Origin of the sequence: Pseudomonas sp. QTF5, assembly GCF_000512695.2 — a bacterium.
Classification (GTDB): domain Bacteria; phylum Pseudomonadota; class Gammaproteobacteria; order Pseudomonadales; family Pseudomonadaceae; genus Aquipseudomonas.
The window spans coordinates 22,509-37,335 of record NZ_AZRW02000014.1 but is presented as its reverse complement, the minus strand read 5'-3'; the positions used below and the strand labels follow the sequence as shown (position 1 = coordinate 37,335).

Annotated in this window: 14 protein-coding genes; 12 read left to right on the top strand and 2 right to left on the bottom strand. The window is 59.5% G+C overall.

From position 1 onward, the window contains the following. Nucleotides 1–164 precede the first annotated feature (164 nt). The 4 genes from ccoN to ccoP are packed head-to-tail and all read left to right on the top strand — an operon-like array spanning nt 165 to nt 3,386. The gene (gene ccoN / locus IC37_RS13585; protein ID WP_030128454.1) at nt 165–1,607 is read left to right on the top strand and encodes a cytochrome-c oxidase, cbb3-type subunit I; all 1,443 of its coding nucleotides are present in this window, start codon (nt 165–167) and stop codon (nt 1,605–1,607) included. Beyond that, nucleotides 1,607–2,215: a cytochrome-c oxidase, cbb3-type subunit II gene (ccoO, locus tag IC37_RS13580; RefSeq protein ID WP_007905434.1), complete on the top strand. Its 609-nt coding sequence runs from the start codon at nt 1,607–1,609 to the stop codon at nt 2,213–2,215. Before ccoN ends, ccoO begins: the two co-directional genes overlap by 1 nt. A 5-nt stretch (nt 2,216–2,220) precedes the next feature. Further along, entirely contained in the window at nt 2,221–2,406 is a 186-nt protein-coding gene (locus tag IC37_RS13575) for a CcoQ/FixQ family Cbb3-type cytochrome c oxidase assembly chaperone (protein WP_003175465.1), read from the top strand. Next, nucleotides 2,403–3,386, top strand: coding sequence for a cytochrome-c oxidase, cbb3-type subunit III (ccoP, locus tag IC37_RS13570; protein WP_030128455.1), 984 nt, complete (start codon nt 2,403–2,405; stop codon nt 3,384–3,386). The genes IC37_RS13575 and ccoP overlap by 4 nt, the downstream gene beginning before the upstream one ends. A 117-nt stretch (nt 3,387–3,503) precedes the next feature. Here ccoP and IC37_RS13565 read toward each other — a convergent pair whose 3' ends face one another. Beyond that, nucleotides 3,504–4,502, bottom strand: coding sequence for a metallophosphoesterase (locus IC37_RS13565; protein ID WP_030128456.1), 999 nt, complete (start codon nt 4,500–4,502; stop codon nt 3,504–3,506). A gap of 366 nt (nt 4,503–4,868) precedes the next feature. Between IC37_RS13565 and ccoG the strand changes: the two genes are divergently transcribed. The 8 genes from ccoG to IC37_RS13525 all read left to right on the top strand — a co-directional run bounded on the left by ccoG (nt 4,869) and on the right by IC37_RS13525 (nt 13,442). Beyond that, a complete protein-coding gene (ccoG, locus tag IC37_RS13560) occupies nt 4,869–6,284 on the top strand; it encodes a cytochrome c oxidase accessory protein CcoG (RefSeq protein ID WP_030128457.1) in 1,416 nt (471 codons plus the stop codon). Between the two features lie 11 nt (nt 6,285–6,295). After that, nucleotides 6,296–6,835: a FixH family protein gene (locus tag IC37_RS13555; RefSeq protein WP_030128458.1), complete on the top strand. Its 540-nt coding sequence runs from the start codon at nt 6,296–6,298 to the stop codon at nt 6,833–6,835. Between the two features lie 173 nt (nt 6,836–7,008). Then, nucleotides 7,009–9,459: a heavy metal translocating P-type ATPase gene (locus IC37_RS13550; RefSeq protein ID WP_030128459.1), complete on the top strand. Its 2,451-nt coding sequence runs from the start codon at nt 7,009–7,011 to the stop codon at nt 9,457–9,459. 22 nt (nt 9,460–9,481) lie between these two features. Then, nucleotides 9,482–9,700, top strand: a complete 219-nt coding sequence (ccoS, locus tag IC37_RS13545; protein ID WP_007905420.1) for a cbb3-type cytochrome oxidase assembly protein CcoS — start codon at nt 9,482–9,484, stop codon at nt 9,698–9,700. Then, nucleotides 9,693–10,376 (top strand): sulfite exporter TauE/SafE family protein, encoded by a 684-nt coding sequence (locus IC37_RS13540; protein WP_030128460.1) that lies wholly within the window; start codon nt 9,693–9,695, stop codon nt 10,374–10,376. The genes ccoS and IC37_RS13540 overlap by 8 nt, the downstream gene beginning before the upstream one ends. Nucleotides 10,377–10,604: 228 nt before the next feature. Then, complete coding sequence (hemN, locus tag IC37_RS13535; protein WP_030128461.1) at nt 10,605–11,987, top strand: oxygen-independent coproporphyrinogen III oxidase; 1,383 nt, start codon at nt 10,605–10,607, stop codon at nt 11,985–11,987. Nucleotides 11,988–12,079: 92 nt separating this feature from the next. Then, nucleotides 12,080–12,814: a fumarate/nitrate reduction transcriptional regulator Fnr gene (gene fnr / locus IC37_RS13530; protein WP_030128462.1), complete on the top strand. Its 735-nt coding sequence runs from the start codon at nt 12,080–12,082 to the stop codon at nt 12,812–12,814. 79 nt (nt 12,815–12,893) lie between these two features. Next, entirely contained in the window at nt 12,894–13,442 is a 549-nt protein-coding gene (locus tag IC37_RS13525; protein ID WP_030128463.1) for an adenine phosphoribosyltransferase, read from the top strand. Nucleotides 13,443–13,581: 139 nt separating this feature from the next. Here the strand turns inward: IC37_RS13525 and IC37_RS13520 are convergent, their stop codons facing one another. Then, nucleotides 13,582–14,730: an acyl-CoA dehydrogenase family protein gene (locus tag IC37_RS13520; RefSeq protein WP_030128464.1), complete on the bottom strand. Its 1,149-nt coding sequence runs from the start codon at nt 14,728–14,730 to the stop codon at nt 13,582–13,584. Between the last annotated feature and the right edge of the window lie 97 nt (nt 14,731–14,827).

The following is a 14,827-nucleotide window of genomic DNA, read 5'->3' as shown; positions in this document are numbered from 1 at the left end:
TTGTCCGAGGGCAATTTTGTCCTTACGCGGCGCATGGAAAGGCCGCAGAATCAGCTTTTGAAAGCATTGACCCAGATCATGGCGCGTTGCAATGCCCCCCTGCTTTCTCCATACTTGCGGCCGATTTTTATCCTAATAAAACACCCAAACCGTGGAACCTTAGAATGAGCACAGCAATCAGTCCGACTGCTTATAACTATAAGGTAGTCCGCCAGTTCGCCATCATGACGGTGGTCTGGGGGATCCTTGGCATGGGGCTCGGTGTCTTCATCGCCTCGCAACTGGTCTGGCCGGAGTTGAACTTCGGTCTGGCATGGACGAGCTTTGGACGCCTGCGCCCGCTGCACACCAACCTGGTGATTTTCGCCTTCGGTGGTTGTGCTCTGTTTGCCACTTCCTATTACGTCGTGCAGCGAACCTGCCAAACGCGACTGATTTCCGACAGCCTCGCGGCCTTCACCTTCTGGGGATGGCAAGCGGTGATCGTCGGCGCGATCATTACCTTGCCGATGGGTTTCACCACCACCAAGGAATACGCGGAACTGGAATGGCCTCTGGCTATTCTGCTGGCCATTGTCTGGGTCACCTACGGTCTGGTGTTCTTCGGCACCATCGTCAAGCGCAAGACCAAGCACATCTATGTCGGTAACTGGTTCTACGGTGCCTTCATCGTCGTGACCGCGATGCTGCACATCGTCAACCATGCGTCCCTGCCGGTCAGTTTCTTCAAGTCCTACTCGGCTTACTCGGGTGCGACTGATGCGATGATCCAGTGGTGGTACGGCCACAACGCGGTAGGTTTCTTCCTGACCACCGGCTTCCTGGGGATGATGTACTACTTCGTTCCGAAGCAGGCCGAGCGTCCGATCTACTCTTATCGTCTGTCGATCGTGCACTTCTGGGCGTTGATCACCCTGTACATCTGGGCCGGTCCGCACCACCTGCACTACACCGCATTGCCGGACTGGGCTCAGTCCCTGGGCATGGCGATGTCGATCATCCTGCTGGCACCAAGCTGGGGCGGCATGATCAACGGCATGATGACCCTGTCGGGCGCCTGGCATAAGCTGCGCACCGACCCGATCCTGCGTTTCCTTGTGGTATCGCTGGCGTTCTACGGCATGTCGACCTTCGAAGGCCCGATGATGGCCATCAAAACCGTCAACTCGCTGTCGCACTACACCGACTGGACCATCGGCCACGTACACGCCGGTGCCTTGGGTTGGGTTGCCATGATCTCGATCGGCGCGATCTACCACATGATCCCGAAACTGTTCGGTCGCACGCAGATGCACAGCATCGGCCTGATCAACACGCACTTCTGGCTCGCGACCATCGGTACCGTTCTGTACATCGCCTCGATGTGGGTCAACGGCATCACCCAGGGCCTGATGTGGCGTGCAATCAACGACGACGGCACCCTCACCTACTCGTTCGTCGAAGCGCTGCAAGCCAGCCACCCTGGCTTTATCGTTCGCGCCCTGGGCGGTGCGTTCTTCGCCAGCGGCATGCTGTTCATGGCCTACAACGTATGGCGTACCGTACGTGCCTCGAACCCGGCTGAAGCCAAAGCTGCTGAACAGATTGCTGTAGTTGGAGCTCACTGATGAAGCATGAAGCAGTCGAGAAGAATATTGGCCTGCTGGCCTTCTTCATGGTTATCGCCGTCAGCGTCGGCGGCCTGACTCAAATCGTTCCGCTGTTTTTCCAGGACGTCACCAACAAGCCGGTCGAGGGCATGAAGCCGCGCACCGCCCTTGAGCTGGAAGGCCGCGACGTGTACATCGCCAACGGTTGTGTCGGCTGCCACTCGCAGATGATCCGCCCGTTCCGTGCTGAAACCGAACGTTACGGCCACTACTCGGTCGCCGGTGAAAGCGTTTGGGACCACCCGTTCCTGTGGGGGTCCAAGCGTACCGGTCCGGACCTGGCCCGTGTCGGCGGTCGTTACTCCGATGACTGGCAGCGTGCGCACTTGTACAACCCGCGCAACGTAGTGCCTGAGTCGAAAATGCCGGCTTACCCGTTCCTCGTGGAAAACAAGCTCGACGGCAAAGACACCGCGAAGAAAATGGAAGTCTTGCGCACGCTCGGCGTCCCTTACACCGACGAAGACATCGCCGGCGCCAAGGATGCTGTGAAGGGCAAAACCGAAATGGACGCGCTGGTGGCCTATCTGCAAGGCCTGGGCACCATCATCAAAAGCAAACGGTGATTTAGATGGATATCGGGATGATTCGTGGCCTGGGCACCGTTGTTGTGATGGTGGCCTTCATCGGTCTGGCGCTGTGGGTGTTCAGCCCCAAGCGCAAGTCGGAGTTTGAAGACGCGACCTTGCTGCCTTTCGCGGATGATCCCGAAGCCATCAAGCACGTCGAGCAAGCTTCTAGGAGTAACAAAGAATGACTACGTTCTGGAGTCTGTACGTCACAGTCCTCAGTCTCGGCACCATCTTCGCCCTGACCTGGCTGCTGCTGTCGACCCGCAAGGGCCAGCGCAGCGAATCCACCGATGAAACGGTCGGCCACTCCTTCGACGGGATCGAGGAATACGACAACCCGCTGCCGAAATGGTGGTTCATGCTGTTCGTGGGCACTATCATCTTCGCCCTCGGCTATCTGGTGCTGTACCCGGGCCTGGGTAACTGGAAAGGCCTGCTGCCGGGTTACAACTACCTCGATAACGAGAAGCAGACTGCGTTCGCCAACGGCCAGACCGGCTGGACCGGCGTTCACGAATGGGAAAAGGAAATGCTCAGGTCGGATACCAAATTCGGCCCGATCTTCGCCAAGTTCGCTTCCATGCCGATCGAAGAAGTCGCCAAAGACCCGCAAGCCCTGAAGATGGGTGGCCGCCTGTTCGCCTCCAACTGCGCGACTTGCCACGGCTCCGACGCCAAAGGCGCCTATGGTTTCCCTAACCTGACCGACGCCGACTGGCGCTGGGGTGGCGAAGCGCAAACCATCAAGACCACCATCATGGGCGGTCGTCACGCTGTGATGCCGGCCTGGGCTGAAGTGATCGGCGAGCAAGGCGTTGCAGACGTTGCCGCGTTCGTGGTGACCAACCTCGATGGCCGCAAGCTGCCGGAAGGCGCCAAGGCTGACCCGGTTGCCGGCCAGAAACTGTTCGCCGCCAACTGCGTGGCATGCCACGGTCCTGCCGGCAAAGGCACACCCGCGATGGGCGCCCCTGACCTGACCCACCCGACCGGGTTCATCTACGGTTCGAGCTTCGCTCAACTGCAGCAGACCATCCGTTACGGCCGTCAGGGCCAGATGCCTGCGCAAGAACAGCTGCAAGGCAACGACAAGGTTCACCTGCTGGCCGCTTACGTCTACAGCCTTTCTCATGGTGAGAAAGCCCCGGCGGAAGATGCCCAGTAAGATCCACGCCTGACCGATGCACAAAGGCCCCGCCAATGAAAGTTGGCGGGGCCTTTTTATTCGCCCTCGGCTTAAGCGGTGATTATGCAGATGACGCGGGGCGCGGGTCGGTTCCTGTTACTTGCGCACTCGCGCTTCGGCTGCTATCCGACGAGTGGACCAGTTGTTGCCTTTGACGACGCTGATCTCAAGGCTCTGCCTGTCCTCGATAAAACTGGCGATCAGATACGTTTGTTGCGAAGACGATCCGCTCAGGAAAACCGGCACCTCGCCAAAAAGCTCTTCCCCATGGCCATACCATCCAACGCCCCAATGGTCATGACCACCGAACACCGCGGTAACCTTGTAGGTGTTGATCATCTCCCTGAAGCGCTTGATCTGGGCCGCGCTAGCCTTTCTCCAGTCATAGACCTTGTGCATGTTCAAGATAATGATCTTACCGTCAGCCCGTGCCCGAGCCAGATCTTTATCCAGCCAGTCAAGCGCATCGGTGATTTCATAAGTGGTCGTCTTAACGATCCCTGAAGTGAAGGTAACGGTATAAGTCGGCTCCTTGTGCAACTGAACCATGTGCACATCACCAAAGGTTTTTGAATAGGCGAGGCTGCCGTAATAGGTCTTGCCTAGTCCCGATGCTCGGGCAGCCAAGTCCATCGAATCAACTTCCCCCCAATAACGGTCTTTTAAATCATTAACACTCCCAGCGGCACAGTTATTGAGAAAACAATCATCTACGTTATTGGCGTAATCGTGATTACCCAGCCCGTAGTCATAGACGCCTTCCAATTTATCCTCGAACACGGCGCGCATGAAAGAACGTTCGCCACCATGGCCGAACGACGTAATGTCCCCATTGATCATGACCGGCACACGAGCCGCACCGCCATTGAGCTTGCGAAAACTGGCCATACTGGAATATTGCGCGTCAATCAGCTCAGCCGAACGCTTTTCGACGTTCGGATCACTGATATTTTTATCGGTCAGATCACTCCATGGATATTGCGAATCAGAAGCGAAGATCAAGTGCTCGGGTAATTCTTCAACGGCCCATGCCTGAAACCCGATCACTATTAAAAAGAGACCCAGCCATAGCGGGGCCTTAAAGGTTAAGTTCATAGAAATCCTTTTCATGACACAGTAGTCATTTAATTAAATATGCGTTGCGTGCTGCGCTTCCAAACTTATTGCAATACGGACAACAAGACAATTAGCGTGATCTTTCAGATTACTAACAGATATGTCGACCTCCAACTTTCCACCGCAACCAGCCAAGGCGAACGCCATGAAGCAGCTATAGTCAATTGACCTGGGTCACGACTTGTTACATCCGCTACACCATCCGCCCTCTTCACCCAACGCGACCAAAGGTCGCACCCTTGACCCAGAGCTACAGGCGTATCATTGCGCCACTGCAACACCTCTTTTTGACCGCGGTCGGCACGTACTGACCGGGGCATTTTTCCACTGCCGTGGGATGCAACGATGAGCAATCAGATTCCGGTACACGACGTCACTCCACCTGCCAAGAACGCCAACAACAGCGTCGATCTCTACGCCTCTCGAGAAAAAATCTACACCCGCGCTTTCACCGGCCTGTTCCGTAACCTGCGAATGATCGGCGGTGCCGGGCTGTTTCTACTGTATTTCGGCACGGTGTGGCTGAACTGGGGGGGGCATCAAGCCGTCTGGTGGAACTTGCCGGAACGTAAATTCTTTATCTTTGGCGCCACCTTCTGGCCCCAGGATTTCATCCTGCTCTCGGGCATTCTGATCATCAGTGCGTTCGGCCTGTTCTTCATTACCGTGTATGCCGGCCGGGTCTGGTGCGGCTACACCTGCCCGCAAAGCGTCTGGACCTGGATCTTCATGTGGTGCGAAAAGGTCACTGAAGGCGACCGCAACCAACGCATCAAGCTCGACAAGGCGCCGATGAGCGCCACCAAGTTCCTGCGTAAATTCAGCAAGCACACGATGTGGCTGCTGATCGGTTTCGTGACCGGCATGACCTTCGTCGGTTACTTCTCACCGATTCGCGAACTGGTACTCGATTTCTTCACCGGCGAAGCCGATGGTTGGTCGTATTTCTGGGTCGGCTTCTTCACCCTCGCCACTTATGGCAACGCCGGCTGGTTGCGTGAGCAAGTGTGCATTTACATGTGCCCGTACGCCCGCTTCCAGAGCGTGATGTTCGACAAGGACACGCTGATCGTCTCCTACGACCCGCGCCGTGGCGAAAGCCGTGGCCCGCGCAAGAAAGGTATCGACTACAAGGCTCAGGGCCTGGGCGATTGCATCGACTGCACCATGTGTGTCCAGGTCTGCCCCACCGGTATCGACATCCGCGACGGCCTGCAAGTCGAATGCATCGGCTGCGCGGCGTGCATCGATGCCTGCGACAGCATCATGGACAAGATGGATTACCCCCGCGGCCTGATCAGCTACACCACCGAGCACAACCTGTCGGGGCAAAAAACCAATAAACTGCGTCCGCGCCTGATCGGCTATGCCACGGTGCTATTGGCGATGATCGCGTTGCTGGTGACTGCATTCTTCATGCGCTCGCTGGTCGGTTTCGATGTCAGTAAAGACCGCGTGTTGTACCGCGAGAACGCTGAAGGCCGGATCGAAAACGTCTACAGCCTGAAGATCATGAACAAGGACCAGCGCGACCATACCTATGTGCTGGAAGCCACCGGCCTGCCGGACCTCAAGCTGCAAGGCAAGCGCGAGATCAAAGTCGCCGCCGGGGAGATTTTCAGCCAGCCGGTCGAACTGTCCAGCGCACCGGAACAACTGCCGTCGAGCACCAACGAGGTGACCTTCATCCTCAAGGATGCCGACGACGCCAACGTCCACATTGAAGCCAAGAGCCGATTCATCGGCCCACAAATTCGTTGAGAGAAGTCATCATGCCCGCAGCAACTGCCGCAAGTCCCTGGTACAAGCACCTTTGGCCGTGGATCATCATCGCCATCCTGGCCTGCTCGGTGGCCTTGACCCTGTCGATGGTGACCATCGCGGTGAACAACCCGGACAACCTGGTCAACGACAACTATTACGAAGCCGGCAAGGGCATCAACCGTTCGCTGGACCGCGAACTGCTGGCCCAGACCCTGCAACTGCGTGCCAGTGTGCATCTGGATGACGTGACCGGCGAAGTCGACCTGCGCCTGAGCGGTAACAGCCAGCCGAAAACCCTTGAGCTGAACCTGATTTCGCCAACCCAGCCGGAGAAAGATCGCAAGATCACCCTGGCCCGCAGCGAAACCGAACAGGGCCGCTACATCGGCCAGTTAAGCGACAAGATTGAAGGTCGCCGCTTCGTCGAATTGCTGGGTGTGCAGGATGACAAGATCTGGCGCATGTTCGAAGAAGAACAGGTCAGCCATGCCAAGGATCTGCTGTTGGGCGATGAGCCGCTGCAAGGCGCGGAAGACCTGAAAAAATAGCACTTGCGAAGGCGATCAAATGTGGCGAGGGAGCTTGCTCCCGCTGGGGTGCGAAGCGGCCCTGAAACCTGCAAACCGGCCCTTTCAGGCATAGCAAGTGCTCAGTATTGCGACTGCTTCGCAGCCGAGCGGGAGCAAGCTCCCTCGCCACAATGGTTTTCATGGCAACAAACATGACCAGTCCAACCCCCTGCTACCACTGCGCCCTGCCCGTCCCGGCCGGCAGCCGCTTCACGGCCGCCGTCCTCGGGGATACCCGCGAGTTCTGCTGCCCCGGTTGCCAGGCAGTGGCCGAGGCAATCGTGGCCGGCGGGCTGGAAAGTTATTACCAGCATCGCAGCGAAGCCTCGGCCAACCCCGAAGCCTTGCCGGTACAGTTGGTGGACGAGTTGGAGCTCTACGACCGCGCCGACGTGCAGCAACCCTTTGTCCGCCACGAAGGCGAACTCGCCGAAACCACTCTGTTGATGGAAGGCATCAGTTGCGCCGCCTGCGGCTGGTTAATCGAGAAACACCTGCGGGCTTTACCGGCGGTGGCCGAAGCACGCCTGAACCTGTCCAACCATCGCCTGCATGTGCGCTGGGCCGACGCGCAATTGCCATTGAGCCAAGTGCTCAGTGAATTGCGCCACATCGGTTACGCCGCCCATCCGTACCAGGCCGACCGCGCCAGCGAACAACTGGCCAGCGAAAACCGCTTGGCCCTGCGCCAACTCGGTGTCGCCGGGCTGCTGTGGTTCCAGGCGATGATGGCGACCATGGCCACGTGGCCGGAATTCAACATTGACCTCAGCCCCGAGCTGCACACTATCCTGCGCTGGGTCGCGCTGTTTCTGACTACCCCAATCGTGTTTTACAGCTGCGCGCCGTTCTTCAAGGGCGCGATGCGCGATCTGCGCACCCGTCACCTGACCATGGACGTCTCGGTGTCGCTGGCGATCGGCAGTGCCTATATCGCCGGGATCTGGACCTCGATCACCGGGGTCGGCGAGCTGTATTTCGATGCGGTGGGGATGTTTGCGCTGTTTCTGCTGGCCGGACGTTATCTGGAACGTCGCGCCCGGGAACGCACCGCCGCCGCGACCGCTCAACTGGTCAATCTGTTGCCCGCCTCCTGCCTGCGACTGAGCGCTGACGGCCAGAGCGAGCGGATTCTGCTCAGCGAGTTGCGCGTGGGCGATCAGGTGCTGGTGCACCCCGGTGCGATTTTGCCGGCCGACGGCAAGATCCTCGACGGTCAGTCGAGCATCGACGAATCCCTGCTCACCGGCGAATACCTGCCACAACCTCGAACCCCGGGCGATGCCGTTACCGCCGGCACCTTGAACGTTGAAGGTGCGTTGACCGTGGAAGTCCTGGCGCTGGGTCAGGACACACGCCTGTCAGCCATCGTCCGCCTGCTGGATCGCGCCCAGGCCGAGAAGCCGCGACTGGCGGAAATCGCCGACCGCGCCGCGCAATGGTTTTTGCTGTTATCGCTGATCGCCGCCGCCGTCATCGGCCTGGTCTGGTGGGAGCTGGATTCATCGCGAGCGTTCTGGATTGTCCTGGCGATGCTAGTTGCGACATGCCCGTGCGCCTTGTCGCTGGCCACGCCAACCGCCCTGACGGCTGCCACCGGAACGCTGCACAAACTGGGGCTTTTGTTGACACGCGGCCATGTGCTGGAAGGCCTGAATCAAATCGACACGGTGATTTTCGACAAGACCGGCACCCTCACCGAAGGTCGCCTGGCCTTGCGTTCGATCCGGCCGCTTGGGGCGCTGACCAGCGATCAATGCCTGAGCCTCGCCGCTGCTCTGGAAAACCGCTCCGAACACCCGATTGCCCGGGCTTTTGGCCGCGCGCCGCTAGCCGCCGAGGAAGTTCACAGCATGCCGGGGCTGGGTCTGGAAGGATTGGTCGGCACACAACGCCTGCGCATTGGCCAACCGGGGTTTGTCTGCGAACTCAGCGGCGCTCAAACGCCAGTAATGCCTGATGAGCCCGGCCAATGGCTGCTGCTCGGCGACAGCCAAGGGCCGCTGGCGTGGTTCGTACTCGATGACCGTTTGCGCGCCGACGCGCCCGCCCTGCTGGCGGCCTGCAAGGCTCGCGGCTGGCGTACGCTGCTGCTGTCCGGTGACAGCTCGCCGATGGTCGCCAGCGTCGCTGCCGAATTGGGCATCGACGAGGCCCGTGGCGGTTTGCGTCCGGACGATAAATTGCAGGTGCTGCAACAACTGCACCAGGAAGGTCGCAAGGTGTTGATGCTCGGTGATGGGGTCAACGATGTGCCGGTGCTGGCCGCCGCCGACATCAGCGTGGCAATGGGTTCGGCCACCGATCTGGCGAAAACCAGTGCCGACGCGGTGCTGCTGTCGAACCGTCTCAACGCGCTGGTGCAAGCCTTCAGCCTGGCCCGGCACACCCGTCGGGTCATCATCGAGAACTTGCTGTGGGCGGCGCTGTACAATGGCCTCATGTTGCCGTTCGCCGCCCTCGGCTGGATCACCCCGGTATGGGCCGCGGTCGGCATGTCCATCAGTTCGTTGATCGTGGTGCTGAATGCCCTGCGCCTGACTCGCCTGCCGAGCGCGCCGGCTGTCGGCACCACGCCAGAAACCCGCCCGCTGCCGGCCTGAGCCGCGCGAGCATGGAGTCCAGATGCCAGCTCTCTACGTGATGATCCCGGCCGCGCTGCTGATCGTGGCCATCGCTATCTATATCTTCTTCTGGGCGGTCGACAGCGGTCAGTACGACGACCTCGACGGCCCGGCCCACAGCATCCTGTTCGACGATCAGGACCCGAACCACAAGGCAGCGGTCGACGAAGCCAGCGGCCATCCGGCCAAACCGGACGACAAGGCGCCGCCCCATGCTTGAGTTGGCGCCACTGCTGGTGTCTGCGCTGATCCTCGGCCTGCTCGGCGGCGGGCATTGCCTGGGCATGTGTGGCGGCTTGATGGGCGCGTTGACCCTGGCGATTCCCAAGGAACAACGCAGCCGACGCTTTCGACTGTTACTGGCCTACAACCTGGGACGAATTCTCAGCTACGCCGCGGCCGGCCTGCTGATCGGCCTGGCCGGATGGGCCGTGGCCAATAGCCCGGCGGCGATGTTCATGCGCATCCTCGCCGGATTGCTGCTGATCGCCATGGGCCTATACCTGGCCGGTTGGTGGAGCGGCCTGACCCGTATCGAAAGCCTCGGCCGCGGCCTGTGGCGGCATATCCAGCCGGTGGCCAACAAACTATTGCCCGTATCGAACCTGCCCCGCGCCCTGCTGCTGGGCGCACTGTGGGGCTGGCTGCCGTGCGGGCTGGTTTACAGCACATTGCTGTGGTCAGCGAGCCAGGGCAATGCGCTGGACAGTGCATTACTGATGCTGGCATTCGGTCTGGGCACCTGGCCGGTGCTGCTCGCCACAGGGCTTGCCGCCGAGCGAGTCACAGCGTTGTTGCGCAAACGCAGCGTACGCATGACCGGTGGCTTGCTGGTGATGGTATTCGGGATATGGACCTTGCCGGGGCCGCATCAGCACTGGCTCATGGGGCATTAGATCGGCAGTGGCCCAATCGCGGGCAAGNGACATCAATGTTGACTATGCCGCCGTCTTCGCGAGCAAGCCCGCTCCCACATGGATTGCGCTTAACTGACTGGCATGGGCAAGACCGCGATGAGGCCCGCACCTGCAACACAAATCCCGACCCTTGATGCAAATCAAGATGCCTTTGCGCACTTCTCCCTAGACTCGCAAACACTGCCAGCCTATCCGGGGAATGCCCGCATGCTCGACGCCATTCGTTGGGACACAGATCTGATCCGCCGTTACGACCTGGCGGGACCGCGCTACACCTCGTATCCGACCGCCGTGCAATTCGACAGCCAGGTCGGCACCTTCGACCTGTTTCATGCCCTGCGCGACAGCCGTAAAGCCCTGCGCCCGCTGTCGCTGTACGTGCATGTGCCGTTCTGCGCGAACATCTGCTACTACTGCGCCTGCAACAAAGTCATCACCAAGGACCGCGGCCGTGCCCTGCCCTATTTGCAGCGTCTGGAACAGGAAATCCAACTGATTGCCTGCCACCTCGACCCGACGCAGAAAGTCGAGCAACTGCATTTCGGTGGCGGCACACCGACCTTTCTCAGCCACGACGAACTGCGCCAGTTGATGGCGCAACTGCGCAAGCATTTCAATTTGCTGGACGACGATTCCGGCGACTACGGCATCGAGATCGACCCTCGCGAGGCCGATTGGTCGACCATGGGCCTGCTCCGGGAACTGGGCTTCAATCGCGTCAGTATCGGCCTGCAAGACCTCGACCCGGTGGTACAACGGGCAGTCAATCGCCTGCAAAGCCTGGAAGAAACCCGTGCGGTGATCGATGCCGCTCGAACCCTGCAATTTCGCTCGATCAACATCGATCTGATCTACGGCTTACCGAAGCAGACGCCCGAGAACTTCGCCCGCACGGTCGACGAAGTCATCAACCTGCAACCGGACCGGCTCTCGGTGTTCAACTACGCCCATCTGCCGGAACGCTTCATGCCGCAACGGCGGATCAACGGCAGCGATCTACCGGCTCCGGCGCAAAAGCTGGAAATGCTTCAGCGCACCATCGAACAGCTGACGGCCGCCGGTTACCGCTACATCGGCATGGACCACTTCGCCCTACCCGACGATGAACTGGCGATTGCTCAGGAAGAATCGACCCTGCAACGTAACTTTCAGGGCTACACCACCCACGGTCATTGCGATTTGATCGGTCTGGGGGTGTCGGCCATCAGCCAGATCGGCGATTTGTACTGCCAGAACAGCAGCGACCTGAACCAGTACCAGAACGCGCTGGCGTCCGCTCAACTGGCCACCAGTCGTGGCCTGATCTGCAACGCCGATGACCGGCTGCGACGCGCGGTGATCCAGCAACTGATCTGCCATTTCAGCCTGGAATTCGCAACGATCGAACAAACCTTCAATATCGATTTTCGTGGTTATTTCGGCGAGCTTTGGCCACAACTGCTGGACATGGCCGATGATGGGCTGATTGAACTGGACAACCAACGGATCTCCGTACTCCCGGCAGGACGACCGCTGGTGCGCTCGGTGTGCATGGTCTTCGATGCGTACCTGGAACACAGCAATCGCCAGCGATTTTCGCGAGTGATTTAGAAGCTGAGGTTAAATTGTCGCAGGCTGGCCCGAATGTCCTCCCGTGGGTTACCCTTACGTCTTATGTGTGTTTTCCCACAAGGATTAAAGAAATGTCCGAGCCAGTAAAACTGCGCGCTCATAGCCAGGCCCATTGCAAGGATTGCAGCCTGGCCCCTCTCTGCCTGCCACTTTCTCTGAATCTGGAAGACATGGATGCGCTGGACGAAATCGTCAAACGTGGTCGCCCGCTGAAAAAAGGCGAGTTTCTCTTTCGCCAGAGCGACACCTTCGATTCCGTTTATGCAGTACGCTCCGGCGCCCTGAAGACCTTCAGCCTGAGCGATGTCGGCGAAGAACAACTCACCGGCTTCCATTTGCCGAGTGAACTGGTCGGCCTGTCGGGCATGGACACTGAAAAGCACCCGGTCTCGGCGCAAGCCCTGGAAACCACCTCGGTGTGCGAAATTCCTTTCGATCGCCTCGACGAACTGGCCCTGCAACTGCCACAACTGCGCCGTCAGTTGATGCGGGTGATGAGCCGCGAGATTCGCGACGATCAGCAAATGATGTTGCTGCTGTCGAAGAAAACCGCCGACGAGCGCATCGCCACTTTCCTGGTCAACCTGTCGGCACGTTTCCGCGCACGGGGTTTCTCGGCCAACCAGTTCCGGTTGAGCATGTCGCGCAATGAAATCGGCAATTACCTGGGCCTGGCGGTCGAAACCGTGTCCCGGGTGTTCACCCGTTTCCAGCAAAACGAACTGATCGCGGCCGAGGGCAAGGAAATACACATCCTCGACCCGATCCAGCTCTGCGCCCTGGCCGGCGGCTCACTCGACGGCTGATTCTGGCGATGGCGGCTGAGCGAAACGGTTCAGCCGCCGTTATACTGCGACGTTTGCAGCCCGCCAGGATACTTCGACGATGGTCTTCGATTCCTTCGACATCAAATCCCTGATCCGCCCCGTGATCGACTTCCCCAAGCCGGGCGTCATTTTTCGCGACATCACTCCATTGTTCCAGTCGCCCACGGCCCTGCGCCTGGTGATGGACAGCTTTGCCCATCGTTACGTCGAGGCCGACTTCACCCACATCGGCGCCATGGATGCCCGGGGCTTCCTGATCGGTTCGATCCTGGCCTATCAGTTGAACAAACCGCTGGTGCTGTTCCGCAAGCAGGGCAAATTGCCGGCCGACGTGCTGGCTGAGGGTTATTCCACCGAGTACGGCGAAGCCTTTCTCGAAGTCCATGCCGACAGCCTGTGCGAGGGTGATGCGGTGGTGATGTTCGATGATCTGATCGCCACTGGCGGCACGCTGATCGCGGCGGCCAACCTGATTCGGCGCATGGGCGCGCGGGTGCATGAAGCGGCAGCGATCATTGACTTGCCGGAGCTGGGTGGTTCGCAGCGGCTGGAAGACATGGGGATTCCTACGTTCTGTCTGACGCAGTTTGCGTTAAGCGATAAGTAAGGCGGTGTTGCGGCTGACGCTTTCGCGAGCAAGCCCGCTCCCACATAGGATCTCCTGCGTACACGTATCTTGTGTCCGACAGTGACCCAATGTGGGAGCGGGCTTGCTCGCGAAAGCGTCAGCCGCAACACCGCAAAACTCAGAGCCCCATCTGCTTGCTGATGATCTCGTTCATCACTTCCCGCGTCCCGCCGCCGATCGACAGAATCCGGTTATCCCGGTACAGCCGCTCCACCAGACTTTCACGCATATAACCCAGACCACCCAGAATCTGCACCGCATCGCTCGTAATGCGATCAGCCGTGTCGGTGGCAAAATTCTTGGCCATGGAAATCTCCTTGATCACACTCTGCCCAGCAGCCATTTTCGCTGCCTGGCGGTAAGTGAACTCCCGTGACACCTCCAGCGCCGTCGCCATTTCGGCAAGGCGATGCTTGAGCACCTGGAACTTGCCGATGGGTTTGCCGAAGGCTTCGCGCTGACGAGCCCATTTCAGGCTTTCTTCCAGCGCCAACTGCGCGGTCATGTTAGCCATCAGCGCCAAGGCCAGACGCTCGCTCTGGAAGTTGCCCATGATGCAGGCAAAGCCCCTGTTTTCGGCTCCAATCAGATGACCCACCGGCACCCGACAATCATCGAAAAACAGCTCGGCGGTGTCCGACGCCCACCAGCCCATTTTCTTCAACTGACGACCGACGGTGAAACCGGGCGCATCCTTTTCGATCAGCAACAAACTGATGCCGCCAAACCCAGGCTCACCGGTGCGCACCGCGACGGTGTAGAAATCTGCCCGAACGCCGCTGGTAATGAAGGTTTTGCTGCCGCTGACCCGGTAAAAGTCGCCGTCGCGTACGGCGCGGGTTTGCAGGTTGGCGACGTCGGAGCCACCGCTGGGCTCGGTAACGGCCAGGGCGCTGATCTTCTCACCCGCCAGCACCTGAGGCACAACGCGATCGCGAACTTCAGGCCTGGCCCCCTTGAGGATCGGCGGCAGACCGATGTCCAGCGAGCCCAGCCCCGCCACCAGACCACCGGAACCGCAGCGCATCAGCTCTTCACTGGCAGCGATCTTGGCGAACACATCGCCTTCGTGGCTGCCGCCCAAGGCTTCGGGATAACCGATACCCAGAATCCCCGCCGCGCCGGCCTTCTGGTAGAGCTCACGGGGAAAGCTTTCGGCTTCTTCCCACTGATCGATATCCGGAAGAATCTCGCGCTCGACGAAACGTCTGACGCTGTCGCGGACCAATTGGTGGCTGGGATCGAAGTATTCCTGAAAGGCAGGCATCGGCGAACTCCACTGAAGGTTCAGCGAAGTTAACCGAGCGCTTGCTTGGTTTTCAAGTGGACTGCGTGAATCAAGGAAACCGAGGCGAGCCATTCGA

Excerpts from the sequence above, each read along its gene's own strand:
- ccoG (WP_030128457.1), top strand. The coding sequence starts at position 4,869 with ATGAGCAATCAGATTCCGGTACACGACGTCACTCCACCTGCCAAGAAC.
- IC37_RS13520 (WP_030128464.1), bottom strand. The coding sequence starts at position 14,730 with ATGCCTGCCTTTCAGGAATACTTCGATCCCAGCCACCAATTGGTCCGC.
- ccoN (WP_030128454.1), top strand. The coding sequence starts at position 165 with ATGAGCACAGCAATCAGTCCGACTGCTTATAACTATAAGGTAGTCCGC.
- fnr (WP_030128462.1), top strand. The coding sequence starts at position 12,080 with ATGTCCGAGCCAGTAAAACTGCGCGCTCATAGCCAGGCCCATTGCAAG.
- IC37_RS13555 (WP_030128458.1), top strand. The coding sequence starts at position 6,296 with ATGCCCGCAGCAACTGCCGCAAGTCCCTGGTACAAGCACCTTTGGCCG.
- ccoS (WP_007905420.1), top strand. The coding sequence starts at position 9,482 with ATGCCAGCTCTCTACGTGATGATCCCGGCCGCGCTGCTGATCGTGGCC.
- IC37_RS13565 (WP_030128456.1), bottom strand. The coding sequence starts at position 4,502 with ATGAACTTAACCTTTAAGGCCCCGCTATGGCTGGGTCTCTTTTTAATA.
- ccoP (WP_030128455.1), top strand. The coding sequence starts at position 2,403 with ATGACTACGTTCTGGAGTCTGTACGTCACAGTCCTCAGTCTCGGCACC.
- IC37_RS13525 (WP_030128463.1), top strand. The coding sequence starts at position 12,894 with ATGGTCTTCGATTCCTTCGACATCAAATCCCTGATCCGCCCCGTGATC.
- IC37_RS13540 (WP_030128460.1), top strand. The coding sequence starts at position 9,693 with ATGCTTGAGTTGGCGCCACTGCTGGTGTCTGCGCTGATCCTCGGCCTG.
- ccoO (WP_007905434.1), top strand. The coding sequence starts at position 1,607 with ATGAAGCATGAAGCAGTCGAGAAGAATATTGGCCTGCTGGCCTTCTTC.
- hemN (WP_030128461.1), top strand. The coding sequence starts at position 10,605 with ATGCTCGACGCCATTCGTTGGGACACAGATCTGATCCGCCGTTACGAC.
- IC37_RS13575 (WP_003175465.1), top strand. The coding sequence starts at position 2,221 with ATGGATATCGGGATGATTCGTGGCCTGGGCACCGTTGTTGTGATGGTG.
- IC37_RS13550 (WP_030128459.1), top strand. The coding sequence starts at position 7,009 with ATGACCAGTCCAACCCCCTGCTACCACTGCGCCCTGCCCGTCCCGGCC.